The sequence below is a fragment of the Vreelandella subterranea genome (assembly GCF_900111305.1).
GTDB classification, from domain to species: Bacteria; Pseudomonadota; Gammaproteobacteria; order Pseudomonadales; family Halomonadaceae; genus Vreelandella; species Vreelandella subterranea.
This window is the reverse complement of record NZ_FOGS01000005.1, coordinates 235,004-261,622: the sequence shown is the minus strand read 5'-3', so window position 1 is coordinate 261,622 and position 26,619 is coordinate 235,004. Positions and strand designations below refer to the sequence as shown.

General features: G+C 55.7%; 30 protein-coding genes and 2 rRNA genes. 14 read left to right on the top strand and 18 right to left on the bottom strand.

The window, feature by feature from the left end:
- Both BMX75_RS09630 and rrf read left to right on the top strand, forming a co-directional pair.
- Window positions 1-276: ribosomal RNA gene (locus tag BMX75_RS09630) — 23S ribosomal RNA — on the top strand; the annotation flags it as partial.
- Between the two features lie 132 nt (window positions 277-408).
- Window positions 409-524: ribosomal RNA gene (rrf, locus tag BMX75_RS09625) — 5S ribosomal RNA — on the top strand.
- 161 nt (window positions 525-685) lie between these two features.
- On the opposite strand, the gene BMX75_RS09620 is transcribed toward rrf, so the two are convergent.
- From BMX75_RS09620 to flgA, 4 genes are all read right to left on the bottom strand, one after another.
- The gene (locus tag BMX75_RS09620; protein WP_092827424.1) at window positions 686-1,426 is read right to left on the bottom strand and encodes an SDR family NAD(P)-dependent oxidoreductase; all 741 of its coding nucleotides are present in this window, start codon (window positions 1,424-1,426) and stop codon (window positions 686-688) included.
- A 91-nt stretch (window positions 1,427-1,517) separates the two neighbouring features.
- A complete protein-coding gene (locus BMX75_RS09615) occupies window positions 1,518-1,967 on the bottom strand; it encodes a flagella synthesis protein FlgN (RefSeq protein ID WP_092827422.1) in 450 nt (149 codons plus the stop codon).
- A gap of 3 nt (window positions 1,968-1,970) precedes the next feature.
- A complete protein-coding gene (gene flgM, locus BMX75_RS09610) occupies window positions 1,971-2,246 on the bottom strand; it encodes a flagellar biosynthesis anti-sigma factor FlgM (RefSeq protein WP_066318846.1) in 276 nt (91 codons plus the stop codon).
- Window positions 2,247-2,333: 87 nt separating this feature from the next.
- Window positions 2,334-3,077, bottom strand: a complete 744-nt coding sequence (flgA, locus tag BMX75_RS09605; RefSeq protein ID WP_092827420.1) for a flagellar basal body P-ring formation chaperone FlgA — start codon at window positions 3,075-3,077, stop codon at window positions 2,334-2,336.
- A 184-nt stretch (window positions 3,078-3,261) separates the two neighbouring features.
- Between flgA and flgB the strand changes: the two genes are divergently transcribed.
- The 11 genes from flgB to flgL all read left to right on the top strand — a co-directional run bounded on the left by flgB (window position 3,262) and on the right by flgL (window position 13,958).
- Window positions 3,262-3,696, top strand: a complete 435-nt coding sequence (gene flgB, locus BMX75_RS09600; protein WP_092827418.1) for a flagellar basal body rod protein FlgB — start codon at window positions 3,262-3,264, stop codon at window positions 3,694-3,696.
- A gap of 28 nt (window positions 3,697-3,724) precedes the next feature.
- Window positions 3,725-4,135 (top strand): flagellar basal body rod protein FlgC, encoded by a 411-nt coding sequence (gene flgC, locus BMX75_RS09595; RefSeq protein ID WP_066318863.1) that lies wholly within the window; start codon window positions 3,725-3,727, stop codon window positions 4,133-4,135.
- Between the two features lie 3 nt (window positions 4,136-4,138).
- On the top strand, window positions 4,139-4,828 hold the full coding sequence (locus BMX75_RS09590) for a flagellar hook assembly protein FlgD (protein WP_092827416.1): 690 nt from the start codon (window positions 4,139-4,141) through the stop codon (window positions 4,826-4,828).
- Window positions 4,829-4,864: 36 nt separating this feature from the next.
- Window positions 4,865-6,163: a flagellar hook protein FlgE gene (gene flgE / locus BMX75_RS09585; RefSeq protein WP_092827414.1), complete on the top strand. Its 1,299-nt coding sequence runs from the start codon at window positions 4,865-4,867 to the stop codon at window positions 6,161-6,163.
- A gap of 29 nt (window positions 6,164-6,192) precedes the next feature.
- A complete protein-coding gene (locus tag BMX75_RS09580; RefSeq protein ID WP_092827412.1) occupies window positions 6,193-6,951 on the top strand; it encodes a flagellar basal body rod protein FlgF in 759 nt (252 codons plus the stop codon).
- A 30-nt stretch (window positions 6,952-6,981) separates the two neighbouring features.
- On the top strand, window positions 6,982-7,764 hold the full coding sequence (gene flgG / locus BMX75_RS09575; RefSeq protein WP_092827410.1) for a flagellar basal-body rod protein FlgG: 783 nt from the start codon (window positions 6,982-6,984) through the stop codon (window positions 7,762-7,764).
- Window positions 7,765-7,789: 25 nt separating this feature from the next.
- Window positions 7,790-8,479, top strand: coding sequence for a flagellar basal body L-ring protein FlgH (locus BMX75_RS09570; RefSeq protein WP_092827408.1), 690 nt, complete (start codon window positions 7,790-7,792; stop codon window positions 8,477-8,479).
- Between the two features lie 96 nt (window positions 8,480-8,575).
- Window positions 8,576-9,652: a flagellar basal body P-ring protein FlgI gene (locus tag BMX75_RS09565; RefSeq protein ID WP_175474723.1), complete on the top strand. Its 1,077-nt coding sequence runs from the start codon at window positions 8,576-8,578 to the stop codon at window positions 9,650-9,652.
- Window positions 9,652-10,686, top strand: coding sequence for a flagellar assembly peptidoglycan hydrolase FlgJ (gene flgJ / locus BMX75_RS09560; protein WP_092827404.1), 1,035 nt, complete (start codon window positions 9,652-9,654; stop codon window positions 10,684-10,686). The genes BMX75_RS09565 and flgJ overlap by 1 nt, the downstream gene beginning before the upstream one ends.
- Window positions 10,687-10,749: 63 nt before the next feature.
- Window positions 10,750-12,681: a flagellar hook-associated protein FlgK gene (flgK, locus tag BMX75_RS09555; RefSeq protein ID WP_092827402.1), complete on the top strand. Its 1,932-nt coding sequence runs from the start codon at window positions 10,750-10,752 to the stop codon at window positions 12,679-12,681.
- Window positions 12,682-12,698: 17 nt separating this feature from the next.
- Window positions 12,699-13,958 carry a flagellar hook-associated protein FlgL gene (gene flgL / locus BMX75_RS09550; RefSeq protein ID WP_092827400.1) on the top strand — a complete coding sequence of 420 codons (1,260 nt, stop codon included), beginning with the start codon at window positions 12,699-12,701 and terminating at the stop codon, window positions 13,956-13,958.
- Between the two features lie 105 nt (window positions 13,959-14,063).
- Here the strand turns inward: flgL and fliR are convergent, their stop codons facing one another.
- From fliR to fliF, 13 genes are all read right to left on the bottom strand, one after another.
- The gene (gene fliR, locus BMX75_RS09545; protein ID WP_092827398.1) at window positions 14,064-14,855 is read right to left on the bottom strand and encodes a flagellar biosynthetic protein FliR; all 792 of its coding nucleotides are present in this window, start codon (window positions 14,853-14,855) and stop codon (window positions 14,064-14,066) included.
- A 4-nt stretch (window positions 14,856-14,859) separates the two neighbouring features.
- The gene (gene fliQ / locus BMX75_RS09540) at window positions 14,860-15,129 is read right to left on the bottom strand and encodes a flagellar biosynthesis protein FliQ (RefSeq protein ID WP_066318890.1); all 270 of its coding nucleotides are present in this window, start codon (window positions 15,127-15,129) and stop codon (window positions 14,860-14,862) included.
- 25 nt (window positions 15,130-15,154) lie between these two features.
- Window positions 15,155-15,928 carry a flagellar type III secretion system pore protein FliP gene (gene fliP, locus BMX75_RS09535; protein WP_092827396.1) on the bottom strand — a complete coding sequence of 258 codons (774 nt, stop codon included), beginning with the start codon at window positions 15,926-15,928 and terminating at the stop codon, window positions 15,155-15,157.
- Window positions 15,925-16,377, bottom strand: coding sequence for a flagellar biosynthetic protein FliO (gene fliO / locus BMX75_RS09530; RefSeq protein ID WP_092827394.1), 453 nt, complete (start codon window positions 16,375-16,377; stop codon window positions 15,925-15,927). Before fliO ends, fliP begins: the two co-directional genes overlap by 4 nt.
- A complete protein-coding gene (gene fliN / locus BMX75_RS09525; protein ID WP_092827392.1) occupies window positions 16,374-16,913 on the bottom strand; it encodes a flagellar motor switch protein FliN in 540 nt (179 codons plus the stop codon). Before fliN ends, fliO begins: the two co-directional genes overlap by 4 nt.
- On the bottom strand, window positions 16,910-17,965 hold the full coding sequence (gene fliM, locus BMX75_RS09520) for a flagellar motor switch protein FliM (protein WP_092827390.1): 1,056 nt from the start codon (window positions 17,963-17,965) through the stop codon (window positions 16,910-16,912). Before fliM ends, fliN begins: the two co-directional genes overlap by 4 nt.
- A gap of 21 nt (window positions 17,966-17,986) precedes the next feature.
- Window positions 17,987-18,463: a flagellar basal body-associated protein FliL gene (gene fliL / locus BMX75_RS09515; protein ID WP_092827388.1), complete on the bottom strand. Its 477-nt coding sequence runs from the start codon at window positions 18,461-18,463 to the stop codon at window positions 17,987-17,989.
- A 166-nt stretch (window positions 18,464-18,629) separates the two neighbouring features.
- Window positions 18,630-20,006 (bottom strand): flagellar hook-length control protein FliK, encoded by a 1,377-nt coding sequence (locus BMX75_RS09510; RefSeq protein WP_175474719.1) that lies wholly within the window; start codon window positions 20,004-20,006, stop codon window positions 18,630-18,632.
- Window positions 20,007-20,025: 19 nt separating this feature from the next.
- The gene (gene fliJ, locus BMX75_RS09505; RefSeq protein WP_092827384.1) at window positions 20,026-20,478 is read right to left on the bottom strand and encodes a flagellar export protein FliJ; all 453 of its coding nucleotides are present in this window, start codon (window positions 20,476-20,478) and stop codon (window positions 20,026-20,028) included.
- The gene (gene fliI / locus BMX75_RS09500; protein ID WP_092827382.1) at window positions 20,475-21,860 is read right to left on the bottom strand and encodes a flagellar protein export ATPase FliI; all 1,386 of its coding nucleotides are present in this window, start codon (window positions 21,858-21,860) and stop codon (window positions 20,475-20,477) included. Before fliI ends, fliJ begins: the two co-directional genes overlap by 4 nt.
- 8 nt (window positions 21,861-21,868) lie before the next feature.
- Window positions 21,869-22,636, bottom strand: coding sequence for a flagellar assembly protein FliH (locus BMX75_RS09495; protein ID WP_092827380.1), 768 nt, complete (start codon window positions 22,634-22,636; stop codon window positions 21,869-21,871).
- A complete protein-coding gene (gene fliG / locus BMX75_RS09490) occupies window positions 22,629-23,636 on the bottom strand; it encodes a flagellar motor switch protein FliG (RefSeq protein WP_092827378.1) in 1,008 nt (335 codons plus the stop codon). The genes BMX75_RS09495 and fliG overlap by 8 nt, the downstream gene beginning before the upstream one ends.
- Window positions 23,629-25,380, bottom strand: coding sequence for a flagellar basal-body MS-ring/collar protein FliF (gene fliF, locus BMX75_RS09485; protein ID WP_092827376.1), 1,752 nt, complete (start codon window positions 25,378-25,380; stop codon window positions 23,629-23,631). The genes fliG and fliF overlap by 8 nt, the downstream gene beginning before the upstream one ends.
- A 255-nt stretch (window positions 25,381-25,635) precedes the next feature.
- Here fliF and fliE point away from each other — a divergent pair, with 255 nt between their 5' ends.
- The gene (gene fliE, locus BMX75_RS09480; RefSeq protein WP_092827374.1) at window positions 25,636-25,965 is read left to right on the top strand and encodes a flagellar hook-basal body complex protein FliE; all 330 of its coding nucleotides are present in this window, start codon (window positions 25,636-25,638) and stop codon (window positions 25,963-25,965) included.
- Between the two features lie 72 nt (window positions 25,966-26,037).
- On the opposite strand, the gene BMX75_RS09475 is transcribed toward fliE, so the two are convergent.
- Window positions 26,038-26,400 carry a flagellar protein FlaG gene (locus BMX75_RS09475; protein WP_092827372.1) on the bottom strand — a complete coding sequence of 121 codons (363 nt, stop codon included), beginning with the start codon at window positions 26,398-26,400 and terminating at the stop codon, window positions 26,038-26,040.
- Window positions 26,401-26,619: the final 219 nt, after the last annotated feature.

Sequence of the window (26,619 nt, the reverse complement as noted above, 5' to 3'; positions counted from 1 at the left end):
TGGATGTTTGAGAAGGGCTGCTCCTAGTACGAGAGGACCGGAGTGGACGCACCTCTGGTGTTCCGGTTGTCACGCCAGTGGCATTGCCGGGTAGCTATGTGCGGACGGGATAACCGCTGAAAGCATCTAAGCGGGAAGCCCCCTTCAAGATGAGACATCCCTGAGGCCGAGAGCCTCCTGAAGGGCCCAGCGAGACCAGCTGGTTGATAGGCACGGTGTGGACGCGCTGCAAGGCGTTGAGCTAACGTGTACTAATGGCCCGTGAGGCTTGACCCTATAACACCCAAGGGGTCTGGTCGTGATGATAACGATGAAGCCGGATACGCACTGAACTGATGAGTATCAGTCAGTGAGAGACGACACAAAACACGTTGTAAACAGTCAGCATGGTATGCATTTAAAGTTACGCCTGACGACCATAGCAAGCGTGAACCACCTGATCCCTTGCCGAACTCAGCAGTGAAACCGCTTCGCGCCGATGGTAGTGTGGGGTCTCCCCATGCGAGAGTAGGTCATCGTCAGGCACTTATTTAACAAAGCCCCGGCCATTTGGTCGGGGCTTTGTTTTTAGGGGTCTCCCCATGAAGAGTAGCGGAGAGCCGCCCTGATCATCGTCAGGCACCTATACCGCAGAAAACCCAGCCACCGGCTGGGTTTTTTGTTTGCGTGGAAGAAAACCAAACAATCACCATTCAATAGGCTCGCCCGCCCAGTCCCAGAAGCTGCCGGTGTCCTCAGGTGTGCGCTTGGCCATCACGCTGATCAATTGCTCGGCAACAAAGGTGGGGTGAAATAACTTATCGGAGGGAACGCGCGCTTGAAAGGGCTCGGATAGCGTTGTATCGGTAGTGCCGGGGTGCAGGCATAACACGATAGACTGCTTGTTGAGCCGCGAAAGCTCGATAGCCGCCGTCTTCATCAACATATTGTGAGCCGCTTTACTGGCTCGATAGCTATACCAGCCTCCGTAGCCGTTATCGCCAATGGATCCCACACGAGCCGAAAGGCTGGCAATGATCGTTGGGTGCTTACCCTGCAAACACGGTTTGAGTGACGAAAGCAAAAGCGCGGGTGTCACCGCGTTAATATGCATGATCTGGGCAATGGAGGTCTCATTGAGCTGCTCGAGCCGTTTTTCGGGCTGGATACCACTTGCCTGGTCATGAAGTATCCCCACCGCATTAAAAAGAAGGTGTATAGGGCGACCATCCAGGTGCTTTGATAAGGCTTCACGTCCAGATGATGTCGAGACATCAGCAACCACGGATTCCACGCCAGGGTGCTTTACAGGAAAAGGCGCACGACTAACGGCTATGAGATTGCCTATCTGGCTATTGCCTAGCAAGGTGTTGACGATGGCGTTGCCGATACCGCCGTTGGCGCCGATAACGACAGCAGTAAACTTTTCGGGGAGGAAGGGAAGCATGAAGCTACTCCATAAGGGAACGTAACGTCACCTATTGAAGTATCTTGCAGAAGGCTTGTCTAGTTTTTGTAGCGTTTGATAAAAGTATTGTTTAAGCAGAAGCGTTGATGCGGCCCGGTTGGGCTGAATTACGACCATCCGGATTGTAAAGCGTCTTCTCAGCAATCTGTCGAATATAATCGAGCATCTTTTGATTGTGCTGCATGCGTAGAGAAAGCATTTCGCCTGTTAATGCGTTCATGCGAGCGGCACGTTCGCTTTTTTCGAGCAAGCGATTCCATGTGTCAGTGCAGCCAGCATCGCTTGCGGCAGCCTTGGCACCTTGCGCACCACTCTCGTACCCTAGGCGCTTTTGTACGCTACGCCGAAGGGTTTCAATGCGTTCAAGCTCAGTCAGCAATTGCTGCTTCTGATGGGCAACGTCAGCCAGTGCATCGCCGTCGATATCCCCCCGAGTTAGCAGCGTCTGCTCGTTGCCCAGCAGCGAGATCAACGCATCAATACGTTGTTGCTGATCAGTCAACAAGCTGGCGAGGCTCATAAATTACTCCTGGGATTCTCGAAGATTGGCAATCAAACCATCAGCAATACGGTCAGCTCGGATTTCCAGGCGGCCATCACGAATAGCATCACGAATCTCTTCAACCTTTGCGCTGTCGATGTCATGCGTTTCATCGGCGCTCATCGTGCTGATGTGTGTTGAGCCCTTGGCTTCAGCACCTGACGTGGTAGATGCTGAATTTGCCGCCTTCTGGGTTTCATCACGCTGCTGGGCATGATTGGAGCGAAGTGGCGGATTATTGACGTTATCAATTTTCACGTTGTGTGCCTCATCGTCAACGTTTAGAGCGCGATGCGCGGATTACGTGAACTATCGGCGGTGCTGGGTGAAACTTTAGCCATTTAATTAAAAATCGACCATCAGCGTTCCGCGTTCTACTACTCGGGCAGACATCACTTCGCGAGAACCAAAGCGCACCCTGACTTCTTCGCCCATAGCGCCATTGTTGAGAGCCTCTCCTTCCCGGGATACGCGAAAGGAATCTCCTTCAGCTATGACCTTAACCCGCTGGCCTCGTTCAACGAGAAGAGGCGCCTGAATGAAATGCGATTGAATCGTCATCCCGCGAGCGATGGGCTGGCGGGCGACTTTACCCACGATGTCATCCGCTTGTGTGATGGCCCGTGAGGACAAGTCGCTTAAATTGCCGGTTTTTTCGCCCAGCATATCAGGTGTGATTTGACGGCCGCGTTCAATGTCGACAGCGGCCACCATGTAACTGCCGATGACGTCGACTTCTGCCTGCAGATAGCGAACTTGCTGGCTATCGGTGCCGCAGCGAACGCCTACTGAAACCCGCCCGAGTGGGGTTTCGTTCTGGTTGGTCAAAAACGGGTCCGGGTTAGTGCAAACGGAAAGGTGGGGTGAAGGGGGGCGAAGATTAATAACCACTTCATCACCCAGCGCCTGTGTTTCCTGGTAGAGAAACTGATGCACGGTTTCCATGAGTACATCATGCTTGGTGTCTGATGCATTGGCAAAAGGCAGGACAGCCAATGCCGCAACACTGACCGCAAGCAGGCGATATATCCAACGCCGCAGAGGGATTGATACATAACCAAGCACAGAACTAAGCGGCGATTGACGCATGGGGGAGGGTGCTCAATGAAAGAGTCGGATATAAATCACTCATGATTTTAACGAAAAAGCCTCATGATTATCACGAGAAATGCTGGGTGAAACGAAGCTTGTTCCATGCTTTAGGCTGACAGGCGTCGGCGTATTCTTCATCATCAAGAAATCCTATTTTGCCTCTCAGTAAGCGAGGATTGGCATGATCGATCAATTAGAAGCTTCCTTGAATTACCACCAGCAGGCGCTGGGATTGCGTCAAGCGCGGCATGAAGTGCTTGCAGCTAATATTGCCAATGCCGATACCCCGAATTACAAGGCCCGGGATATCGACTTTGCAAGCGAATTGAAAAAAGCCGTTGACGGCGGTCAGCGTGCACAGGGTAGCGATGGTGGGGGGCTGGCGTTGTCGCGGACCTCGGACCGCCATCTGGCAGGCGAGGGACCTGCCCGGGCTGTCGGCAACAATGCGGACCTGCTTTACCGGGTTCCCAGTCAGCCCAGCTTAGATGGTAATACCGTCGAAATGGACCGTGAGCGTTCGCAGTTCGCAGACAATGCGGTTCGCTATCAAGCGGGCCTCACGATAATGAATAGTCGGATTCAAGGGCTAAAAACGGCCATGCAGCCAGAATAAACTGGCCCGAACCGGTTAGGAGGTAGATATGTCAATGTTTTCTGCGTTCGATATCGCAGGTTCCGCCATGAGTGCTCAGTCGCAGCGTATGAATGTGACTGCCAGCAATATGGCCAATGCCGATAGCGTGGCAGGCCCAGACGGTGAAACGTATCGGGCCAAGCAGGTCATGTTCGAGTCTCAAGCGAATAACTCGCGCTATGGCGTAGGGGGCGTACGTGTCACCGAGGTCGTGGAAGATGACTCGCCGCTACGGCTTGAGTACATGCCCAACCATCCTGCTGCAGACGAGGACGGCTACGTCGCCAAGCCCAACGTTGAACCGGTTCACGAAATGGTCAACATGATTTCAGCCTCACGCTCTTATCAAGCCAACGTCGAGGTCTTTAACACCAGTAAACAGATGATGATGCAAACACTCTCGCTGGGTGAAGGGTAAACCATGAATATCGACACAAGTGTACTGGCTAGCGTCAACGGCGGCGGCTCGAATGGGCTTTCGGCTCGTCAGTCTGAAGAGCTACGTGAAAGTTTCATGACCCTGCTGATTACTCAGCTGAAAAATCAAGACCCGCTCAACCCCATGGAAAACTCGGAGATGACGTCTCAGCTGGCCCAGATCAATACGGTCAGCGGCATCGAGGAGTTGAACGACACACTCAGTGGCATCACCAAGCAGATGGACGCCTCGCAGATGCTGCAAGCCTCCGGCTTGATCGGCAACGCCGTGCTGGTGCCAGGTAATCAGATAAAGGTCAACATTGACGAAGACGGCAACAGCTATGCCACCCCATTTGGTATCGAGCTGGATAAGCCAGCGGATAACGTCGAGATTACCGTGACCAGTAAAGGCGGGGAAGTTGTCTATACCAACAACATCAAGGGCGTAAGTGCGGGCGTCGAATCGTTCAGTTGGGGGGGCTTGAATAATGACGGAGCGGCTGTCGCTGAAGGGTCGTACAACGTCAGGTTTAAAGCGACCAACGCCGAAGGGGAAGCACTTGAATCCAAGGCGCTAAATTATGCTCAGGTCCAGGGCGTGACGCCTGCCGGATCGGGTGAAGAAGTTCGTCTCGACCTTGGTGCCATCTACGGCCAGGTGACACTTGATCAAGTCAAACAAATTCTCTGAACCATTACTTACTGATCGATTTAGCAGGGGACTATCATGAGTTTTTCACAAGCGTTAAGTGGTCTGAATGCCCAGCAAGACAAGCTGGGGGCTGTGGGTAATAATATCGCCAACTCACAGACGGTCGGCTTCAAGAGCTCGAGCGTACAGTTTGCCGATGTGTACGCTGAGTCGCGCATTGGTCTGGGTACGCGAACCTCTTCCGTGCTGCAGAATTTCAACCAGGGTAATATCGAGTCATCGAACCGCAATATGGATCTGGCCATTGCGGGGGAAGGCTTCTTCCGTTTTCAGCAGCCCAATGGCGAAATTGGCTATTCACGTAACGGTCAGCTGACCATGAGGGCCAATGGAGACCTGGTAAACGCCCAGGGCGCACAGATCATGGGCTACCCGGCCGATGATCAGGGCAATATCCAGGGCGGCGGCGACGTTGAAGCCTTGAGCGTTGACGCGGGCGACCTGGCGGCAAGTGCTACCACCGAGCTGAATGTTTCGCTCAATCTAGATTCAGAAGAGGCAGCATTGGTAGACGGTCAAGATGGCTATACTGCCCCGAATGCCCAAGATGTGGCCAATGGCCTTAGTTCAAACCAGTATTCCTATTCGACAAATGGCACCATTTACGACTCTCAAGGTAATGCGCGCAACCTGACCATGTACTTTACCAAAACCGGTGCTAATGATTGGCAGGTCGATGCGCGTATGTCAGGAGGGCCAGCTGGCGCACCCAACTATGGCTTTACTGATATTGCTGACAACTTCGAATTTACTTCAGATGGGCGCCTGAGTAATGCTTTTGAAGCCTTTGACCTAGATTTAAATGATGCTGATGCAATCGTTAACGCAGATGGAAGTGCTGGCGCAAGCGAATTTGACGGTAATGTCTTAAGTGCTCAAACAATTGAAGTCGACTTCGCAAACACTACCCAATTCGCCAATAGCTCGACCGTTAACGATCTGGCCCAGAATGGCTACACCTCGGGCTCTTTGGTGGGTGTGACCATCGAAGACGATGGTTCGATCATGCGCAACTACTCCAATGAACAGTCGCGCGCGGCGGGCCAGGTTGCCCTGGTGAGTTTCCGTAACCCAGAGGGCTTGAGCCCCAATGGCGATAACCTGTGGACTGCGACAGCCTCTTCCGGCCAGGAATTAGTCGGTGCCCCGGGCACTGGCCAGCGCGGCTTGATCGAGCCGGGCGCCGTAGAAACCTCCAATGTGGATATGGCCGCCGAACTGGTCGACATGATCGTTGCCCAGCGCGCCTACCAGGCCAACTCTCAGACCATCAGTACCCAGGATGAGTTGCTGCAGACCATCATCAACCTGTAACGGCTGACGGAATTTAAGGGAGCAAGGTCGTGGATAGAATGCTGTATACCGCCATGAGCGGCGCCAAGCACACGATGGACCAGCAGTCGGTGGTGAGTAACAATTTGGCAAACGTTGCCACATCGGGTTTCCGCGCCCAACTCCAGGCAGCACGCTCGGTCCCTGTGGAGGGTGACGCCTTGTTGCCTACCCGTACGTCCGCCGTTACCACCACGCCGGGGACCGACTATTCTCAAGGGCCGATAGAGCGGACCGGCCGCATGCTCGATGTCGCCATGCAGGATGAGGCCTGGATGGCCGTGCAGGATGGCGAGGGTGTTGAAACCTATACACGGCGTGGTGATCTCCAGGTCAACAATGACGGCATCTTGATGAGCGTCGGTCGCCCGGTAGTCGGCGATGGAGGCCCTATTGCGCTACCTCAAGGGGCGCAGATATCCATCGGCGCGGACGGTACCATTAGTGCGATCCCCCAAGGCGAAGGCCCTGAAGCCTTGGTGAATGTCGGCCGAATCAAGCTGGTGACGCCGGCAGAGGGCGAACTCACCCGTGGTGAAGACGGACTCTTCCGCGCCCCCCCGAATGAAGAAGGCGAGCCTGGGGCACTAGCGGCCGATGAAGACGCGACGCTGGTCAGTGGCGCGCTGGAAGGCAGTAATGTCAGCGCGGTTGACGCCATGGTGACAATGATTGACGCGGGCCGCCGCTACGATATGCAAATGAAAATGCTGAGCTCTGCGGACGAAAACGCCCAGCGAGCCAACAGCATGTTATCGATTCAGGGCTGATAAATCGTTGTCAGCCAAGAGGGTAATTTTATGATTTCGTCTTTGTGGACGGCCAAAACCGGTTTGGAATCCCAGCAAACCAAGCTGGATGTGATCTCCAATAACCTGGCCAACGTCAGCACTAATGGCTTCAAACGCTCGCGTCCGGTGTTTGAAGATCTTCTATACCAGAACATGCGTCAGCCAGGCGCACAGAATAATGTGCAGGATCGCCTGCCCTCCGGTATGCAGGTGGGTACCGGTGTGCGCGCGGTCGCCACAGAGCGCTTGCACACTCAGGGCGGTCTGGAGCAAACCGAGAACTCCCGCGATCTAGCCATTAACGGCCAAGGCTTCTTCCAGGTGCTGCTGCCCGATGGCAATACGGCCTATACCCGCGATGGCAGTTTTCAGCTCAATGAAAATGGCCAGATGGTCACCGCGAATGGTTACCCCATCGAACCGGCGATTTTCATCCCGGAAAATGCGCTTTCGGTCAGCGTGGGTGAAGACGGTACCGTTAGCGTACGCCAGCCCGGTGACAACCAGGCAAATCAGATCGGTCAGATTAACGTTGCCACCTTCATCAATCCGGCTGGTCTGCAAAGCATGGGCGGCAACCTCTACCAGGAAACGGGTTCTTCCGGTGTGCCTAACCAAAACATGCCGGGCATGAACGGCGCTGGACGCCTGTTTCAAGGTTTCGTAGAGACGTCGAACGTCAATGTGGTCGAGGAAATGGTCAGCATGATCCAGACCCAGCGGGCTTACGAGATCAATAGCCAGGCCATTTCGACCAGCGATGAAATGTTGGCGCGTTTGGGTCAGCTGTAACGACGTTTATTGACAGGTTGGGTTCATGCTGGAACGACATTGTAGTTTGCGAAGCATTGTGCTGGCAGGACTGGCGTTCTTTCTGCTGGTGGTCGCTGGCTGTGCCCAAATACCCAGGGCGTCGGTGGTGGGCGAACAGGAACAGATCAATATTGTGGATCGCCCCCCGCCGGTTCCCAATGGTTCTATCTACCAGGCGCGGCGGGGGTACCAGCCGTTATTTGAAGACCGCCGTCCGAGGTCCGTTGGCGATATCCTGACGATCGTGCTGGATGAAGAGGTCAGTGCCAGTAAGAACTCGGCGTCAAATGCTGACCGGAGCGGCAGTGCCGGGCTGGAGTTTGGTGCCTTGCCCGATGCGCTTGAAACGCTGGCGGAGTATGGCTTTGATGTAAACGGGCAAAGCGACTTTTCCGGAAGGGGTGGCTCTCAGGCCAACAATTCCTTTACCGGCACCATTACCGTTTCGGTACTGGAGGTCATGAATAACGGCAACCTGCGCGTTCGCGGCGAAAAACAGATTGCCATCAATCAAGGGACCGAGTTTATTCGCTTCTCGGGCGTCGTAAACCCCCGTGCCGTCAGCGGGCAGAATACCGTACCTTCTACCCAAGTCGCCGATGCACGGATTGAGTATGTAGGAGATGGCTATATTAATGAAGCGCAGCACATGGGCTGGCTGCAGCGCTTTTTCCTCAATGTTTCGCCTTTCTAATTCGCGCCTGACACGACGGTCGACAATATGCGGGTCAATAACATGCAACGTATAACGCCCCATACGCTGGGAAAACGGATCTGGCAGCTTGGCTTCATGGGCCTGGTTTGCCTTCTGGCCATGCCTGTTCAAGCAGAACGTATCCGCGAGCTCGCGAATTTCTCCGGCGTGCGGGACAACCAATTGGTGGGCTATGGGCTGGTGGTCGGGTTGGATAACACCGGTGACCAGACGACTCAGGCACCCTTTACTAGCCAGAGTTTGACCAACATGTTGTCGCAACTGGGCGTGACGGTCCCCTCTGGCACCAATTTACAGCTGCGTAACGTGGCTGCAGTCATGGTGACAGCCGACCTGCCGCCGTTTTCACGCCCGGGGCAGCGGCTCGATGTCGTGGTGTCATCCATTGCCAATGCGCGGAGCCTGCGCGGCGGCACCCTCTTGATGACGCCGATGAAAGGCGCCGATGGTGATACCTATGCGATTGCCCAGGGCAACATGCTGGTTGGCGGTGCGGGGGCACAATCAGGGGGAAGTAGCGTACAGATCAACCAGCAGGCAACGGGCAGAATTCCCAACGGCGGCCTGGTTGAGAAGGAAGTGCCGCTCAACCTGGGCAGCAATGGTGGCATACTAGAGCTACAGCTCGACGACGCTGATTTCGGCACCGTTCAACGTATGGTGACCGCCATTAACAACGAATTTGGACGATCGGTAGCCTACGGCCGTAATAGCCGTGTGATTGCGCTTGACGGTCCAGTAGACGACAACGAGCGGGTTAACTTTATGGCCCGGGTTGAGAACGTTAACGTTACCCCGATGGAGGCACCAGCGCGTGTCGTCCTCAATGCGCGTACCGGCTCGGTGGTGATGAACAGTGCGGTCACGCTGCGACAGGCGGCCGTCGCCCACGGCAACCTGTCGATCATGATTGATACCCGGTTTGGTGTTAGCCAGCCAGCTCCCTTTGGCGAAGGGGAAACAGCGGTGGTGCCCGACACCGATATCGACATCGAACAGCAGGAGGCTTTCCTGCAAGTGGTCGAAGGGGCTGACTTGAATGAAGTCGTCAATGCGCTCAATGCGCTCGGCGCCACCCCTCAGGATTTGATGTCGATTCTTGAAGCGTTAAGGGCCTCGGGCTCGCTTCGAGCAGAGCTGGAGATCATCTGATGAATGCCTCTGATATGAGCAGTCAATTCGCCCTTGATGTACAAGGGTTTCAGCGGATGCAGCACACGGCTAGAGTCGATCCGGAAGCTGGCGTGCAGTCGGCCGCTCAACAGTTTGAAGCGTTATTCGTGCAGATGATGATGAAAAGCATGCGCGATGCGATCCCGGCGTCTGGCCTGATGAACAGTAGTGCGACTGATAGCTATCAAAAGATGCTGGACCAGCAATGGTCACAGGTGATTGCTTCAAGGGGCGTTGGCCTTGCAGATGCACTTGTTCAGCAGTTAGAACGGGAAGGCCTGGTTGCTAAAGGGGAAGGAACGCCCTCTTCCTCCGGCGATCACCAAATGCAGGAACTGATCGCGGGTATTCCAAGAGGTACGCCACGAGTTCTGGACAGCCCGCTTAACCCCGGTGGCGAAAGCGTTCCGGAGGCAAATTCGGAAAGCCGTTTTCTGTCTGAGTTGGACGCTGTGCGTCAGGGGCAGGGAAGGGAAGTAGTTCCTACGCAGCCTGAGACCCAGCGTCAAGCGACAGGGCAACTGCCTCACGTTGATCAGTTCATGAACACATTGGCTCCCTCGGCTCAGGCCGCTAGCCGCACCACCGGGGTGCCCGCTGAATTGATCCTGGCCCAAGCCGCGCTGGAAACAGGCTGGGGGCAACATGAAATTGCCACCCAGAATGGCAGGAACAGCCATAACGTATTTGGCATCAAGGCTGGCGGGCATTGGGATGGCGACACGACGGATGTTGTGACGCACGAATACATAGATGGCCGTCGTCAGAAAATCGTCGATACCTTCCGTGTCTATGAGTCTTATGAACATGCGTTTACCGACTATGCCAACCTGATTGGCAACAATCCTCGCTACGCGGGCGTGACACAGGCGCCGTCAGCCGAATTGGCGGCGCGTGAGTTGCAGCGTGGCGGTTATGCGACTGACCCCCGCTATGCTGAAAAGCTGGTGAGCGTGATGGACACCCTGGGTCCAATGCCGAATGCTGGTGACTTCCTGGCGGATTCTCGTTAGATCATTATTCAAGTTTTGTAGCGCGCTGCCGATCATAGAAATATCGGCTAAAGGAATCGAACCATGAGCATGTTTTCTGTTGGGCTTAGCGGCTTGAACGCGGCGCAAAACGCGCTGAACACGGCGAGCAATAACATCAGCAACGTGTATACACCCGGCTACAACCGTGAAATCGCCAAACTTGGCGAGTCTAGCGCGGGAACCGGCGGTGTACAGGTCAACGATATCGAACGCCAGTTCAATCAATACGTGGCGGAACAGCTCAACAGTGCCAAGACGCAGTCAAGCGCTCTGGAGACCTATTACAATCAAGTGACCCAGATTGATAACCTGCTCGCCGACCGCGATGCGGGGCTCTCGCCGCTGATGCAAAATTTCTTTTCCTCGCTGGAGGATTTGGCAAGCTCACCCTCAGACCCGGCGGCTCGTCAGGGGGTGCTAGGCAATGCTGAAACGTTAAGTGCGCAGTTCCGCTCGTTCGATAGCTACCTGCAGGACATGCAGACGAACATCAACAGTCAACTTGGCGACGAAGTTACCCAGATCAATAACACCACCGAGCAAGTGGCCGGGCTGAATAAAGAGATTGCCCTTGCCCGTGCCCGTACTGGCGAAGCCCCCAACAGCCTTCTCAACCAGCGGGATAAGCTCGTCTCCGACCTGAACGAGCGAATGGACCTGCGTCTGAATATTCAGGATGGCAAAACCTACAACATTAGCCTACCTAACGGTCAGCCACTGGTTACCGGCACCAATTCTTTTCAGCTGGAAACCATGGAAGCAGAGTACGATCCGCAGCGGACCGTCATTGGCTACCGCGATGGTGGCGGCAACCTTTCGCAGCTGGATGAAGACGTGGTGACAGGTGGTTCCCTTGGCGGGTTAATGAACTTCCGCCAGGAAACCCTGGACAAGACCCAGAATCAGATCGGGCAGCTGGCTGTGTCGCTGTCTTCCGCCATGAATGAGCAACACAGACAGGGCGTCGATCTCAACGGTGACCAGGGCGAGAATTTTTTCAACATTCGCGCGCCCCAGACCTACGGGTACGAGTCTAACAGCGATGCCACTATTACCTCTGCCGAGTTCGACCCCAGTCGCGTTGACGAGCTGCGCGCGACGGATTACACCGTCAGCTTTGACGGCGCTAACCCTGTTGTGACGCGCAACGATAACGGCCAGGAAGTCGAGTTTGACCAGGACGCCTGGGATGATGACCAAGAATTAAAATTCGGCGGTGTGACGATTGAATTCAGCGACCCACCAGCACCGATTGACGGCGATCAGTTTGAAATCCAGCCGGTACGCCGTGCCGGGGCCGGTATGGAAGCAAATATCAGCGATCTGGACAAGATTGCTGCAGGCAGCTTCGCCGAGTTTGAAGGTAATTTGGATGTAGGCAATATCAGCATGGCAGACGGTGCGCTTTCAACACTGCCTGAAGGAGACGAGTACTCCCTTACTGTTGATGGAAACGGTGTCGTTAGCGACTCAGATCTTGGTAGTGCCACCATGACTGTTAACGGGGAGGCTTACGATCCTAATGCGACAGCGCCTACTCCCCCGCCACTTCAGGCGGGAGATCGTATTGCCATCGATGGTGTTGAGTTCACACTCAATGAACTTCCTGAGGCTGGCGAAGAGGCATCTTTAAATATCAGCCTTAGCGATGCCAATACCGGTGATAACCGTAACGCGCTAGCCATGCAGAACCTGCAAAGCCAGAATGTCGTTGGCGGTCGCGCCACGGTGAGCGGTGCCTATGGGGCGATGGTCAGCGATGTGGGTAATCGCACCAATATTACTGAAGTGAACCTGGACGCACGGCAAGGGCTGACCGATCAGTTAACCGCGGTGCAGCAGTCCGAGTCCGGGGTCAATCTGGATGAAGAGGCCGCCAACTTGATCCGCTACCAGCAGTTCTATCAAGCCAATGCCCGTGTTATTGACACAGCTGGCAAGCTAATGGATACCATTTTGAATCTACGCGGTTAATTCGAGGATAAACAGCCATGCGTATTAGCAGCGTTACCATGTTTGACCAAAGCACGGCCTCCATGAATCGCCAGCAAAGCGACTTCTTGAAAGTCAGCCAGCAGATTGCCAGTGGCCGTCGTGTTGTTAACCCTTCTGACGATCCACAGGCTGCCTCCCGCGCCGTCGGTGTTGACCAGGCCAAGGCGGTCACGGAGCAGTATGCGGATGCGCGTACCTCGGCGCGCAATTCGCTTGCCCAGTCGGAAAGCATTCTCAACAGCGTCAGCGATGCCGTTACCAGCGCCAAGACGTTGCTGATCCAGGCATCCAGCGACACGCTTAGCAATGTCGATCGTGATTCGATTGCCAGCGAGCTGAAAGGCGTCTACGAAACCATGCTTGGCCAGGCCAATGCCACCGACGGCAACGGGCGCTATCTATTCGGCGGCTATAATGATAGCAACCCGCCATTTGTCAAAAATGCCGATGGCAGCGTGGAATATAAAGGTGATAGTAATACACGCGAACAGCGTGTCGATGCATCTCGCCTAATGTCGGTTACTGAAAATGGTGAATCAATTTTCAAAAGTGTGCCAAGCAGTGCAGGCTACGTGGCTGAAGCAAGTAGAGATAACACTGGCAACGTGACTTTTGGTGGTCCACAAGTCAGCGATGTCAATGACGAAGGCTATGGTGATAGTTACCGCATCCAGTTCGATGAGGACGCTGGCAATAACCCCACTTATAGTATCCAGACCTATGATGAGAACAGCCAGAATTGGGTTGCATATGATCCAGATAATAATGGTGATTTTACCAATCAAGCTTACATCCCTGGCATGAGTGTTTCTTTCGGCGGCGTTAATGTTGACCTTAAAGGCGAGCCGGAGGTGGGTGATGAAATTCTGATAGCCCAAGCGGGTAGCGATCAACGCGAACCGAACCTGTTCCGCACCATGGAAGAAGCTATCCGCGTATTGGAAAACCCCGTTGAGACCGACGCCGATAAAGCTGATTTGCGCAACACGCTCAATACCTCAATGCGTGACCTGGACAATGCGCTGGATAATGTTCTCACAGTGCGCGCATCAGCCGGTGCACGCCTCAACGAACTCGATGTGATTGATGCGGTGGGCAATAACCGCAGCCTCAACTACGAACAGACGTTGTCGGATCTGGTCGATCTCGACTATAACGAGGCAATCTCTGAATACAGTTTACGTCAGGTAGGCCTGCAGGCTTCTCAGAAAGCCTTTGTTGATGTGAAGGGTATGTCGCTGTTTGATTATCTTTAATGCTAGCCCTGTTAATTAAGTGGTACTGTTTCGATACGTTAGAAGCCCTTTGCCAATGGATGGCAAGGGGCTTTTTATATGGTGCCAGCCATCTTCTTATAAAGCTCAGGACAGTGGTGCCAGAGTATCGATCAACCCCTGCATGAAGTCGATCCCCTGGCTGAACAGGCGCTGTAAGAAGCGCTCAAGATCCGTCATCAGCACCATCATCAGCAAGAGGCCCACCGTTAATGACGTCGGGAAACCGATATTGAACACCGTCAATTGCGGGGCGGAACGGTTCAGAATCCCCAGCGCTAGATTAATGGTCAGCAGCGAGCCGACCAGTGGCAAGGCCAGTAGCATCCCTGAGGCAAAGATGGTGCCCGCATAGCGAGCCATCAGCTCGAAGGCGTTGGGGTTAAACGTGCCGATGCCAATGGGTAGACTCTGAAAGCTCATTACCAGCGTTTCCAGCACCATCAGGTGACCATTCAGAGCAAGAAACATCAACAGCGTGACCATATATAAAATCCGCGATAACACCATAATGTTGGTGCCGCTGGCCGCATCAAAAAAGCTGGCAAATGCCAACCCCATCTGCAGGCCAATAAACTCCCCGGCGGCCTGAACCACGGCGAATACAATGTGCATGACCAGGCCGATGGCGATGCCAATCAGGATCTGCTCCACCATGATGCCTGCCCCCGCCCAAGACATCAGGGGGACCTCGGGCATGGGAGGTAGAACCGGGGCGATTACCACCGCGACTACTGCCGCAAGGCTTATCTTGGCCTGGTTGGGCACGCTGGAATGTCCCCACAGAGGTGATGCGGCCATGAAGGCGGTAATGCGGGCAAACGGCCAGATAAACGCCACCAGCCATGCCTGTAGCTGGGCAAAGGTGACCTCAACCATTGGTTTACATCACCATACTGGGGATATTGGTGAATAAGCGATGGGTGAAATCGGTGATTAGCCCAAGAAGCCATGGACCCGCCAGAACCAGGACAGCAAAGACGGCCAGAATTTTGGGAATGAACGTCAGCGTCATCTCGTTGATCTGCGTCGCGGCTTGAAAAAGACTGATGATCAGGCCGGTAAACAGGGCGGCAAGCAACATGGGGCCTGCGAGAAATAACGTTACCCGCATGCCTTGATACGCAATCGTCATGACCATTTCAGGGGTCATTTGGCCTCCATCGTCGTAATGACGGCTATATCATGTAGAAGCTTTCAGCCAACGACCCGACAATCAGTTGCCAGCCATCGACCAGAACAAACAGCATAAGCTTGAACGGCAACGAAATGGTGATCGGTGGAACCATCATCATACCTAGTGCCATCAATGTACTCGCGACGACCAGGTCGATAATCAGGAAAGGAATAAAAATCGTAAAGCCGATTTGAAAAGCGGTTTTCAGCTCACTGGTAACGAACGCAGGCAGTAGGACGCGCATTGGCAAATCGTCAGGTCCCTGCATGGGACCAATATCCGCCAGGCGAACGAAAAGGGCCAGGTCAGGCTCGCGGGTCTGGGCCAGCATAAACTCACGAAATGGCACCTGCGCAAGGCGTAAAAATTCCTCGAAGTTGATGCTTTCTTCGCTTAACGGTACCCAGGCAGTGTCATAGACCTGTGCCAGAACCGGCGACATGACGAAAAACGTCAAGAACAGCGCGATACCCAGCAGTACCTGATTGGGGGGGGTCGCCTGGGTCCCCATGGCCGTTCGCAGTAAGCTGAGCACAATGATGATGCGCGTAAAACTGGTCATCATCAGCAGCATGGAGGGTAGAAAGGCGAGCGAGCTCAGAAATAACAGCGTCTGCATAGAAACCGACCACTGTTGGCCGCCACCTTCAAGCGGCTGGGTCGTGATGCCGGGCAACTCTTGGGCATAACCGCTGACCGGAAGCAGACACAGCAGTAAGCCAACAACAATGAGCCACCGCTGATAATGCGGCAGACGCAAGGTTTTAATCCTCATGGGGTTCGGTCTGTTTCAGAGGTAGATGAGGGCGTTTGGCCCTGGCGCTTTTGGGTGACATTATGGGCAAGCGCCTGGGAAAATCGTCTTGCAAAGCTGGAGGGCGTCTGAGGTGTCTCTACTGGCGGTGTGGCAGGTGCCGGGCGCTCATGCAATTTGCTAATTCGCCCATTGCCAACGCCTAGCACCAACCATGTATCCTCAACCTGCACGATGACCACGCGTTCACGATTGCCCACAGCGGCACTGCTGACGACATGAAGCTGGCCACCAGCGCGTTTGGTGTTGCCGAGGCGCTTGAGTAAGGCGGTGCACAGCAAAATGATCGCAATGACCAGCGCCAGCGCGGCTGCCGTTTTACCCAGCATGGCCATGCCAATCAAGGAATCTCCACCGCTGCTCAGTGCGTCGAGCGCCCCATCTTGTGTTGAAGCGGTTTCACTGCTCATCGGTTCAGTTTGTGAATGCGCTCAGAGGGCGTAATGATTTCGGTGATGCGGATGCCATACTTGTCTTCGATGACAACGACTTCCCCTTGAGCAACCAGATAGCCGTTAATCAGGATATCCATGGGTTCACCGGCAAGCCCGTCGAGCTCGATGACCGACCCTTGTGCCAGCTCGAGCAGCTGCTTGATGGTCAGCTTCGTGCGCCCCAGTTCAACGGTCAGTTTGACCGGAATATCCATGATCATTTCGAGATCACGCGAGGGTGTGGCACCACCTTCCTGGGTCAGCGGCCGGAAAACATCATCGCTGGCCGCCTTGGCTTCGCTTGCGGGTGCTTCATCGGCTGCACGGTCATCTTCTGCTGACGCTTCTTCTTCGACAGCCTGCTGCTCTGCCATCGCCGCTGCCCACGGATCTTCATCCTCGCCATCGGAGGCTTCGGATGAGGCAGCGGTTTCTTCCTGCTCTTGTTCCGACATGGCAGATGCCCAGTCGTCGTCAGAGATGTTCTGATCGGGTTTATTAGGATCCGTCATGCTTTAGATTCCTTGGCTTTCTGTCGCGTCGCCCCTTTGGCGAAGTCGCTGGACGGTACATTGTTCATGGCGGCGTGATCAATCAAGCGTTTGACACGCAAGGCGCGCTGCTGGCGCTGGCTGCCGTACTCGCACTCCATCACGGGTACGCCATCAACGTTGGCGGTAACCGTAGAGGGAATTTCCAACGGTAGTACGTCGCCTTTCTTGAGTCCCATGACATGGGAGATACGGCTGGGTATTTGTGCAAACTCAGCCACTAACTCGATTTCTGACTGGCGTAACTCACTGGCCATTCGGCGTGACCAGGTGCCGTCTTGATCGTGGTTACTGTCGTTGATCGGGTTTGCCAAAAGATCGCGAAGCGGTTCGATCATGGCGTAAGGCATGCAGACCTGAAAGTTGCTTGACAGGTTACCTACTTCAATATTGAACTTCGTATTCACCACGATTTCGTTGGGTGAATTGGTGATGTTGGCAAATTTCGACTGCACTTCCGAGCGCAAGAAGCTGATTTCCAGCGGGTAAACGACTTTCCAGGCCTCCTGATAGGCATCAATGGCCAGGCCCAGCAGCCGGTGGATGATGCGCTGCTCGGTATTGGTAAATTCGCGCCCGTCCGATTTGGTGACAAAGCGACCGTCGCCGCCAAACAGGTTGTCGACCACCATGAAAACCAGATTAGGTGGAAATACGATCAAGCCAGAGCCACGCAATGGGCGCATCGAGACGATGTTCAGGTTGGTTGGCACGGGCACGTTGCGCGAAAAATCGCTGAAGCTCTGGTAACGAACCGACTCGACCGTTATATCGGCGCTGCGGCGAAGCAAGTTGAACAAGCCCGTACGGAAGTAGCGAGCGAAGCGCTCATTAATGAAGTCCAGAGCATGCAGTCGCTCGCGAATAACGCGATGCTGCGTGGATGGATCATAAGGGCGTATCTTGGATTCATCCTGCGACTGGGCCGAGGAAGTCGATGACTCGTCATCACCACTGACACCTTTGAGCAGGGCGTCAATTTCTTCCTGGGACAGTAGATCGTCCTGTGACATGAACGGCTCCAGTTCCCGAAATTATTGCACAATGAATTCAGTAAACAGCACTTCACGCAGCTCAGGCGGTGGCTGGTTCTCGTCGAAAGGCTCGCTCAACCTTTCGTTAATGGTGGCGGCGAGCCGCTGTTTGCCTTCTGAGGACGTCAGCTCGCTGGCCTCCTGCCCGGATAGCACTGTAAGCAGCCGACTGCGCACCTGTGGCATGTGCTCTTCCAGCAATTCACGGGTGTCTTCATCTGCAACTCGAAGCGTAATACCCGTATAAAGCAAGCGCGTACCATGACGATCATCGGCCAGGTTGACGGTGAAAGGCTCGATGGTCAGAAACACCGGTGGCCTTGACTCGGCGACCTGTTCGGAAGTGCTTTCCGAATTATCACCGTCGCGGTCATTCAGCACCATATAAATGGCGGCTGCCGCACCGGCAGACGATAGCAGCACTAAAATGATCATTACCCAGAGCAGTTTTTTGGGTCCGCCGCTTGATTCAGCCATTGGTCGTTCCTGTAATCTCCATGCGAGGCGTTAATATGGCATTATGCCTAAAGCGCATGCTAGTGATGAAATAAACAGGCTCGCTTGGCGAGCCTATCTTTTGGCTTAGCTTCCAGGCGCCAGGCAAATGGCCATGGAAAACGTATTGTCTCTGGCGGGCTATCGGTTAAGCGTAAAGATCAACCCTGCCATCGAGTGAGATAGGCGCGCTGAGTGTCGTCGGAGTGACACTGCTGCCTTCTTCGCCAGCATCAATGCCAGGCTGACTGCCTGAGCCGGGCTGTTGCTGTGCAAAGCCCTGCTCGCTGGATTCCCGCTGTTCGCCAACCGAGGTTTCGCCCAGTGAAATACCTTGCTCCGCCAGCGCCTCACGCAACTGAGGGATAGCCTGTTCGATAACCTGGCGAACCTGGGCGTGGCTGGACAAAAAGTGCGCCTGGGCGCCTTGCTCGCCAAACTTCAAGGAGATAGAGAGGGCGCCAAGCTCGGCGGGATGCAGCTGCATTTGCACAAGCTGGTCACCCCCTCGCTGGGCGAACTGGACGAGTTGCTGGCCTAATTGTTGTGGCCAGGCGGGACTGGTCACAGGGGTGTTGACCGTGGCAGGTGCCGGGTTGGCGGCGTTACCCAGGCCGGTCGTCGGTGTTGGCTGACCGCTAGCCGTTTGTGCGGGGACCTGTCCGTTGGGCTGCCCGGCATTATTCGACGACAGGGTATTGAGCAGTGTTTCCGAGGACGTGGTCGGCAGAACCAGGTTAGCTTTGTTAGATCCGTCAGCTGTACGTCCTGATGTGTCGAGCGCATTCACCCAGGTATCTGGCGCCTGACGGGAAGCTGGCCGCGCGTCGGCCTGACTTAATAGGCTCTCCGCTTGTGGGGCTTTACCCGCGTCAGCGGTTTGAGGCGACGCACTTAATGCCTGTGCGATATCACCCAGTCCTCGCGATGCACCGGATGGCCGGGTATCGGTCGTGTTGGCTGTCTGGCTCTGAGAGGCAGCAAAGGCACTGAGCAGGCTCACCAACTGCTCTGCATCACCTTCCTCAATGCCCAGCTGCTCGGCAAGTTCTGTGGCGGTCGGCATCGCCTCCTCGTTGCCGGGGAACTGCTGGGACTCGTTGGCGGTATCGCTGAAGCTTGCCATGAGCGCGAGGCGCTGGGCAATTTCATCAAGCGTGGCATTTTCCAGGCTCTCGGAAGCTTCAAGACGGGGCATTTCCTCAGGCATTGATTTGCCGCCGTCGGAGCTAAAGCGTGCCACCAATGCCTCCAGGGCCTCGGGGCTAATATCTAGACCAAGCGATTCCAGCCACGTCGACAACGATGCTGCTTCCGTAGGCTGACCATTGTCCATGGGGCTATTGCCTGCCTGATTTAAAGGCGAAGCCACCTGTGTACTGGCAAGGCGCTGGTGAGGCGAAGCCGAGGCCTGGGCAAGCGCCTGCTGAAAGAAGCCACGCACACTGTCAGCCGATGCCGTGTTGCCTTGCTGGCTGCTGGTCGCTTGGCCTTGGGTCATTGATAGCAACTGGTGAATATTCATGCTCAGTTCCCTGGCACCGCTACTGCGGCGTCTCATTACGTTGGCGAGCCAAACGGCTAGTCACCAAGTCGTCATTGGTTTTCTGTTCATAACGCTCAAGGCGTCGGTGTTCTTCCACTAGCCGTCGTGAGGTCAGTGTATCGTAGGAAGACAGCTTACGCTGCTCTTGTTGCCAATGTTGTTGACGTTTTTCCACGCGTTTCTGCTGTGCCGCCAGCGTATGGCGAGCGCGCTCCAGTGCCGCATCCAGTGAGCCCAGAAACTGCTGGTAGTTATACATGGTAGCCGGGTCAATGCCGTCGCGCATTGCCCGTTGCAAACGCTCGGCGTACTCTGCGCGGTAGCGTTTGAGCGAATTCAATTGAGCGGTTGTCTGTTGTTCGCCCTGCCGTTCCTGGGCCAGGGCAATGCCCGCCTGGTCGCGGGCTTCGCGGGCCAAGTCGGCAAGCATCTCAAGTTGCGTTCGGCTCATGCGGACTCTCCAACCAGGGCATTCAGGGCTTGTCGGGACGCGTCGATAGTGGCGCTTTCGTTAATGTTCTGCTGCAAAAAGTGCTCAAGTTCGGGAAAACGCTTCACCGCCTCGTCGAGCTGAGGGTCGTGGCCGGGTGAGTAGGCCCCGACGCTAATCAGGTCGCGATTACGCTGATAACGTGAGAAATACTGCTTGAAGACACGCGACTGGCGCTGCTGGGCTTCGTCGGTGATCGCGGTCATTGCGCGGCTGATGGAGGCTTCAATATCGATAGCCGGATAGTGCCCCGCTTCAGCCAAGGTGCGGGAGAGGACAATATGGCCATCGAGAATTGCCCGGGCGGAATCCGCGATCGGATCCTGCTGATCGTCACCCTCGGTCAGGACAGTGTAAAACGCGGTAATCGAACCGCCGCCCCGTTCCGCATTCCCTGCCCGCTCCACCAGACTGGGCAGCTTGGCAAATACCGACGGCGGATACCCTTTGGTGGCCGGAGGTTCGCCAATGGCCAGGGCAATTTCGCGCTGGGCCATGGCAAAGCGCGTCAAGGAATCCATGATCAGCAGCACATTGCGGCCTTCATCGCGGAACCCTTCGGCCAGCCGCGTGGCGTAGGCAGCCCCCTGGAGGCGCTGCAGGGGGGACGTGTCGGCCGGCGCGGCGACGACCACGGCACGACGCCGGCCTTCGGGGCCAAGAATGTTGTCGATGAAATCCTGTACCTCACGGCCACGTTCGCCGATAAGGCCTACCACAATGACATCCGCCTTGGTGTAGCGTGCCATCATGCCCAAGAGTACCGATTTACCGACCCCCGACCCCGCGAAAAGCCCCATGCGTTGACCCCGGCCGACGCTCAGCAGTGCGTTAATCGAGCGGATACCGACATCGATCTGGGACTCGATGGGCGCCCGGGATAGCGGGTTAAGGGGTGGTGTGTCCAGGGTGGCGCGGGCCGTATCCTCCAGGTGCTCACGGTCATCGAGTGGGTTGCCGTTGCCGTCAAGTACGCGACCCAGCAGTTCCTCGCCGATAGGGAAGCGTCTTGCACTGTGGCCGCTGCCGTCGCTCAGCGGTGATACGCGGGCACCGGGCATCAGGCCTGAGATTTGCTCGAGTGGCATCAGGTAGAGCTTATCCCCAGCGAACCCCACGACTTCGGCTTCGGCATAAGGCTGATCATGATGGACATCGCTTTTGGGCAGCTCGATTCTGCAGGCGCTGCCGACCGCGACGCGAAGTCCGACCACCTCGACGACCATCCCGGTTGCCCGCACGACGCGACCACTGGTGCCCACCCGCGGCAACGCATTGACCCGCTGCGTGGTGCGGCGGATGGCTTTTTGCCAGCGGAATTGGTGGGGGCAGGAAGTGGTCATGGCAGCCCCTATGACGTCGACGACTTGGATGAATTTGATTGGCGCTTGCGTTCCTGAGCCTGCACGGCCTGCCAGCGGCTCTCAAAGGTGGCATCGAGCTCGCCTTGGGCGCTGGTCACACGGCACCCGCCCCGGGCCAGTTGGTCATCAGGCTGGAGTTGCCAGTTGGCGGCTTCAAGCTCAACCCCGAGGTGCTCTTCGACAATCGCGTGGTCATCGGGGTTTAACCAAAGCCGCTGCTGGCCGACAAGCGGGGGGTCGGTATGCAGTAGCTCGCGTACCAGTGTCAAGATACGCTCGGGCGTTTCATTCAGCGCTTCGACAGCCAGCTGCTTGCCTGTCGTTGTGGCCAGCGCCACCAGGTCATGAGCAATGGCGTCATCAATTTGCGTGAGTGCGTCCGAGAACTGCTTGGCAAGGTTACCAAGCGGTACCAGGGTGTCTTTCGTTTGCTGAGCGAGTTCCTGTTCAGCCTGCTGGCGGCCTTCCTCAAGGCCTTTTGCAAAGCCCTCTTCATGACCGCGGGCGAAGCCTGCCTGATAACCATCCGCTTCGGCTTGCTCGCGAAGCTTATCGTATTCTTCCTGGCGCGCCTGCTCTTCTCGACGCTGTGCCTCCTTGGCAGCCTTCTGAGCGGCGTCAATCTTGCGCTGGTTGGACGATGCTGACGCTGGCGCTGCATTTTCGTCAGCGCTGTTCGGGCGCATGAGTTCATCCATCTGCCAGCGCCGCCACTGTTGGTGACGGTCGAACTGTGGCGATTGGGCCTCAGACATACTCGTCATCTCCTCCTGCCAGGACGATTTCACCCGAATCCGCCAGGCGGCGGACTACCTGGAGCACTGTCTTCTGCTCGGCTTCAACCTGAGACACGCGAATGGGCCCACGGGCTTCCATGTCCTCGCGGACCAGGTCGGCAGCACGTTGGGACATGTTGCGCAAGAACTTGTCCACCAGAGCGTCCTGGGCACCTTTGAGGGCGACTACCAGTGAGTTGGTCTCGACTTCCTGCAGGACCATCTGGATGGCGCGGTTGTCCAGGTCGAGCAGGTTCTCGAACAGGAACATCTCGTCGATAATCTTTTGTGCCAGGTCTTCGCTGTGCGAACGCACGGTTTCGATGGCGGTTTCTTCCTGCGACGAATTCATCAGGTTGAGAATTTCCGCCGCCGTTCTCACGCCGCCCATCTTGCTGCGTTTGAGGTTCTGACCGTCGAGCATGCCGGACAGTACCTCGGTCAATTCCTGCAGGGCCGCCGGCTGAACGCCGCTGAAGGTCGCGATACGCAGCACCACGTCGTTGCGCTGCTTCTCTTCAAAGAGCTCGAGTACATCGGACGCCTGGTGACGTTCCAGGTGGACCAGGATAGTGGCAATGATCTGCGGGTGCTCATCGCGGATGAGCTCGGCGACCATCGACGCTTCCATCAGGTTGAGCGAGTCGATACCTGACGTTTCTGCGCTGCTTTCAAGGATGTCTTCAATCAGGCTGGAAGCGCGGTCATTGCCCAACGCCTTGGTGAGTACCGAACGAATATGCTCGCTGGAGTTAAGGTTAAGGGCGACAAATTCTTCCGTCTCTTTATGGAAAGCTTCGAGCACCGCCTTCATGTCCTCATGGGAGACCTGCTGAAGGCGGGTCATTTCCATGCTGATTTCCTGAACCTCTGACGCATTCATGAACTTGAATACTTCAGCGGCGCTGTCCTCGTCCAGGGCGAGTAACAGGATGGCGCTCTTGCGGGCGCCGCCCATATTGGCAACTACATTACTCATTGGCATTCATCCAGCTGCGCACGATCATCGCTACCATGCGAGGGTCCTCTTGCGCCATCTCACGCAGGTCGTTGAGGTTGTGCTCGTACAGCGATGTCTTGCGTCGGCGTTTCGGCTTTTGGTACGTCTCGTCGGTGTCTTCCTCGTTTTCCACCGACTCATCTTCATCATCCCCAACACTGGCCTGAACGCCTCCACCAGGCGCGGCTGTCGCCATGACAGGCGATGCGGTATAGCGCTTGATAAGCGGCCTTAGAATCAGTAGGTACAGCAGCAGGGCGGCAAGTGCTACCAGTAGGTAGCGACCGAGTTGCCCAGCCAGCTCCAGGGTGTCCCGGCGTTGCCACCATTCCGGGGTGTCGCCCGCCTCTTCTCTGATATCGACAAACGGGGTGTTGACTACATCAATGGCATCACCGCGCGCTTCGGAGAAGCCCATCGACTGGCGCACCAGGCGCTCGATCTGTTGCACCTCCTCATTCGATAGGGGGACCTGCTCTGGCTCACCTTCTTCGTTGATGGTGTCACGGTAGTTGACCACAACCGCTGCCGTCAGGCGCTCAACGCGCCCCAGCCGGTGTTGAATGTGTTCAATGCTGCGGTCAACTTCGTAATTGACGACGTCGTCCTGCTGCAGGTTGCGAAGGGCATCCTCAGGGGGTTCTTCGCCGTCTGTGTCACCTTCACCGTCAGGCTGATTGATGGGGGACGGTGCTGTGCCAGGCGGTGTGTTGCTGAGGGCACCAGGAATGCCGGTACCCAGTAGATTTTCACCGTCATAGGACAAGCTTAATTGGCGGCTGCGAACGGCGGCTTCATTAGGCGGCTGATTAGGGCCATAGCGTTCAGACGTTTCCTCCCGGCGGGAGAAGTCCACCTGCGCAGCAACCTGGGCGCGTACGTTTTCTTCGCCGAGAATCGGTATCAGGATATGCTCGATACGCTGCTGATAAGAACGCTCGACCTCAGCTAGATACGCCAGTTGGCTTCCATCAAGGTCGTTACTGCCGCCGGTGTCTGCCGACAGTAAGCGGCCGTTTTGGTCGACCACGGAGACATCTTCGGGTGCCAGTTCCGGCACGCTGCTCGATACCATATGGACGATGGCGCTGACCTGACCGTCGCCGAGCACGCGCCCTGGCAACAGGGTCAGCACTATCGACGCCTTCGCGGGCTCCCGGTCGCGAATAAACACCGATGGCTTGGCCATCGATAGGTGAACGCGAACGCTTTCTACAGGCCCCAATGACTCAATGGAACGACTTAGCTCGCCTTCCAGTCCCCGCTGGTAATTGACCTGCTCGGCAAACTGACTGATCCCGAACGCCTGGTCGTCCATGAGTTCCAGGCCAACGTTGCCCCCTCGGGGCAAGCCCTGTTCAGCAAGGTTGAGGCGCAGAGAGTGCACCTGGTTGCCAGGAACCATTATCGCTTGACCGTTGTCGCTGAACCGGTAGGGCACACCGCGACTGTCAAGTTCGGTAATGATGCGACCGCCGTCTGCCTCATCAAGATTGTTGTACAGCACGCGATAGTCGGGACTGCTTGCCCACATCATAAGGACGGCAATCACGGCAATGGTCGCGGCGCCAGCTACCAGTAGCGCGACAAGGGGATTACCACGCAGCTGAGATAGCACGCGGTCAGCAAAGGAAGTTTTCGCGTTATCACTACCAGCGCCTTCACGAGCAGAGGGCGTGGTGGTGTTCGTCTGACGGCCCGCCGCAGCACCCGCTTCGCTCATGAATCCCTCCCTTGGGACAGGCAAAACAGGCAGCTGCCCAGGCACATCACCATAGAAGGCATAGGCTAAATTCCGTCAATTGCGGTTATCCGCCGAAAATATGAGGCGTAATTATGATGAACGCCATTATCCGGTGGCGAGGCAACCATAAAGGAACGAAAAGCCTGGCTTTTTGCACGTAATTGTCCGTATGAGCTTTGTCATACTGGTGATAGGCTTCATGCGTTCGGCCATTTTACTGATCGAGGCGACAACATGAGTACTCCTGCAATACAGGCAACGCTGCAGCAGATGCAGGGGTTGGCCAGCCAGGCGGCCAATCAGCCAGTGCAAGGCGGCGCACTTGTCCAGTCCGCAGGACATGGCGGTTTTGGTGGTGAGCTGCAGGCGTCCATTCAACGCATCAACCAGCTAAAGCTGGATGCCGACAACAAGGCGAAAGCATTTCAGGCAGGAGACCCTAACCTCGAATTGGCGGATGTCATGATTGATATGCAGAAGGCGAGCGTTGCTTCTCAGATGGGGTTACAGGTGCGTAATCGCCTGGTGTCTGCCTACCGCGATGTCATGAACATGCAGGTGTAACCCCGTAGGCACTAATTACCTGTGCTATGCCTTATACTGCGTTTGCTGGTTGCGGGTTTCCGTGCCAGTGGTTCAAGCTTCCAGTGAGACGAACCGGCCGCGCATGTCTTGCAGCTGTTCGGCAATGCGGATGACTTCCTCGGCAGGAATCTGGCGAATCACATCGCCCGAATCACGGTCAACGACACGGGCGATGATCTGCGACGAATTCTCGCTGATCTCAAACTCTATTCCTCGCTCTCGCATTACCTCATTGATGCGTTGGATGGGTTCGACGAGCTCCCCGGCAGAGGGTTCAGTCTGTTGATTCTCGCTGAGTTGGCTTCCGGGCGTAGGAAGGTTTTCCAATACATCGTCAAGACGCTGGCGTGGCGACAGTGTGTTTAGCTGGGCTGTCTGAACACGGTTGATAGCGTCAATGCTGGTTGAATTCATCGTGCGTATTCCCCTGTTTTTCTCTTGTCTGCTCCTGGTGGCCAACGCTGGTTGGTGAGTTCTGCTGGCCTGAGGCTTTGTCTGAGCGGCTTTTGAGCCCTTTTTCTGGTGCTTACGCTAAAGTAATCGGCGCTACTAACGATAACTTTAGTGGCGACTGGGCCGTATTGGTAGATAAAGTTAACTTTGTTGCTCTGTTTGGCATGGCCGCTAAGCGAA

Excerpts from the sequence above, each read along its gene's own strand:
- flgG (WP_092827410.1), top strand. The coding sequence starts at position 6,982 with ATGATTTCGTCTTTGTGGACGGCCAAAACCGGTTTGGAATCCCAGCAA.
- fliI (WP_092827382.1), bottom strand. The coding sequence starts at position 21,860 with ATGACCACTTCCTGCCCCCACCAATTCCGCTGGCAAAAAGCCATCCGC.
- BMX75_RS09475 (WP_092827372.1), bottom strand. The coding sequence starts at position 26,400 with ATGAATTCAACCAGCATTGACGCTATCAACCGTGTTCAGACAGCCCAG.
- fliJ (WP_092827384.1), bottom strand. The coding sequence starts at position 20,478 with ATGAGCCGAACGCAACTTGAGATGCTTGCCGACTTGGCCCGCGAAGCC.
- flgJ (WP_092827404.1), top strand. The coding sequence starts at position 9,652 with ATGAATGCCTCTGATATGAGCAGTCAATTCGCCCTTGATGTACAAGGG.
- fliM (WP_092827390.1), bottom strand. The coding sequence starts at position 17,965 with ATGTCACAGGACGATCTACTGTCCCAGGAAGAAATTGACGCCCTGCTC.
- flgC (WP_066318863.1), top strand. The coding sequence starts at position 3,725 with ATGTCAATGTTTTCTGCGTTCGATATCGCAGGTTCCGCCATGAGTGCT.
- BMX75_RS09615 (WP_092827422.1), bottom strand. The coding sequence starts at position 1,967 with ATGAGCCTCGCCAGCTTGTTGACTGATCAGCAACAACGTATTGATGCG.
- fliL (WP_092827388.1), bottom strand. The coding sequence starts at position 18,463 with ATGGCTGAATCAAGCGGCGGACCCAAAAAACTGCTCTGGGTAATGATC.
- fliO (WP_092827394.1), bottom strand. The coding sequence starts at position 16,377 with ATGAGCAGTGAAACCGCTTCAACACAAGATGGGGCGCTCGACGCACTG.
- flgA (WP_092827420.1), bottom strand. The coding sequence starts at position 3,077 with ATGCGTCAATCGCCGCTTAGTTCTGTGCTTGGTTATGTATCAATCCCT.
- fliR (WP_092827398.1), bottom strand. The coding sequence starts at position 14,855 with ATGGTTGAGGTCACCTTTGCCCAGCTACAGGCATGGCTGGTGGCGTTT.
- fliE (WP_092827374.1), top strand. The coding sequence starts at position 25,636 with ATGAGTACTCCTGCAATACAGGCAACGCTGCAGCAGATGCAGGGGTTG.
- fliP (WP_092827396.1), bottom strand. The coding sequence starts at position 15,928 with ATGAGGATTAAAACCTTGCGTCTGCCGCATTATCAGCGGTGGCTCATT.
- BMX75_RS09510 (WP_175474719.1), bottom strand. The coding sequence starts at position 20,006 with ATGAATATTCACCAGTTGCTATCAATGACCCAAGGCCAAGCGACCAGC.
- fliQ (WP_066318890.1), bottom strand. The coding sequence starts at position 15,129 with ATGACCCCTGAAATGGTCATGACGATTGCGTATCAAGGCATGCGGGTA.
- fliF (WP_092827376.1), bottom strand. The coding sequence starts at position 25,380 with ATGAGCGAAGCGGGTGCTGCGGCGGGCCGTCAGACGAACACCACCACG.
- BMX75_RS09565 (WP_175474723.1), top strand. The coding sequence starts at position 8,576 with ATGGGCCTGGTTTGCCTTCTGGCCATGCCTGTTCAAGCAGAACGTATC.
- BMX75_RS09570 (WP_092827408.1), top strand. The coding sequence starts at position 7,790 with ATGCTGGAACGACATTGTAGTTTGCGAAGCATTGTGCTGGCAGGACTG.
- fliG (WP_092827378.1), bottom strand. The coding sequence starts at position 23,636 with ATGAGTAATGTAGTTGCCAATATGGGCGGCGCCCGCAAGAGCGCCATC.
- flgL (WP_092827400.1), top strand. The coding sequence starts at position 12,699 with ATGCGTATTAGCAGCGTTACCATGTTTGACCAAAGCACGGCCTCCATG.
- flgB (WP_092827418.1), top strand. The coding sequence starts at position 3,262 with ATGATCGATCAATTAGAAGCTTCCTTGAATTACCACCAGCAGGCGCTG.
- fliN (WP_092827392.1), bottom strand. The coding sequence starts at position 16,913 with ATGACGGATCCTAATAAACCCGATCAGAACATCTCTGACGACGACTGG.
- BMX75_RS09590 (WP_092827416.1), top strand. The coding sequence starts at position 4,139 with ATGAATATCGACACAAGTGTACTGGCTAGCGTCAACGGCGGCGGCTCG.
- BMX75_RS09620 (WP_092827424.1), bottom strand. The coding sequence starts at position 1,426 with ATGCTTCCCTTCCTCCCCGAAAAGTTTACTGCTGTCGTTATCGGCGCC.
- flgK (WP_092827402.1), top strand. The coding sequence starts at position 10,750 with ATGAGCATGTTTTCTGTTGGGCTTAGCGGCTTGAACGCGGCGCAAAAC.
- BMX75_RS09495 (WP_092827380.1), bottom strand. The coding sequence starts at position 22,636 with ATGTCTGAGGCCCAATCGCCACAGTTCGACCGTCACCAACAGTGGCGG.
- flgE (WP_092827414.1), top strand. The coding sequence starts at position 4,865 with ATGAGTTTTTCACAAGCGTTAAGTGGTCTGAATGCCCAGCAAGACAAG.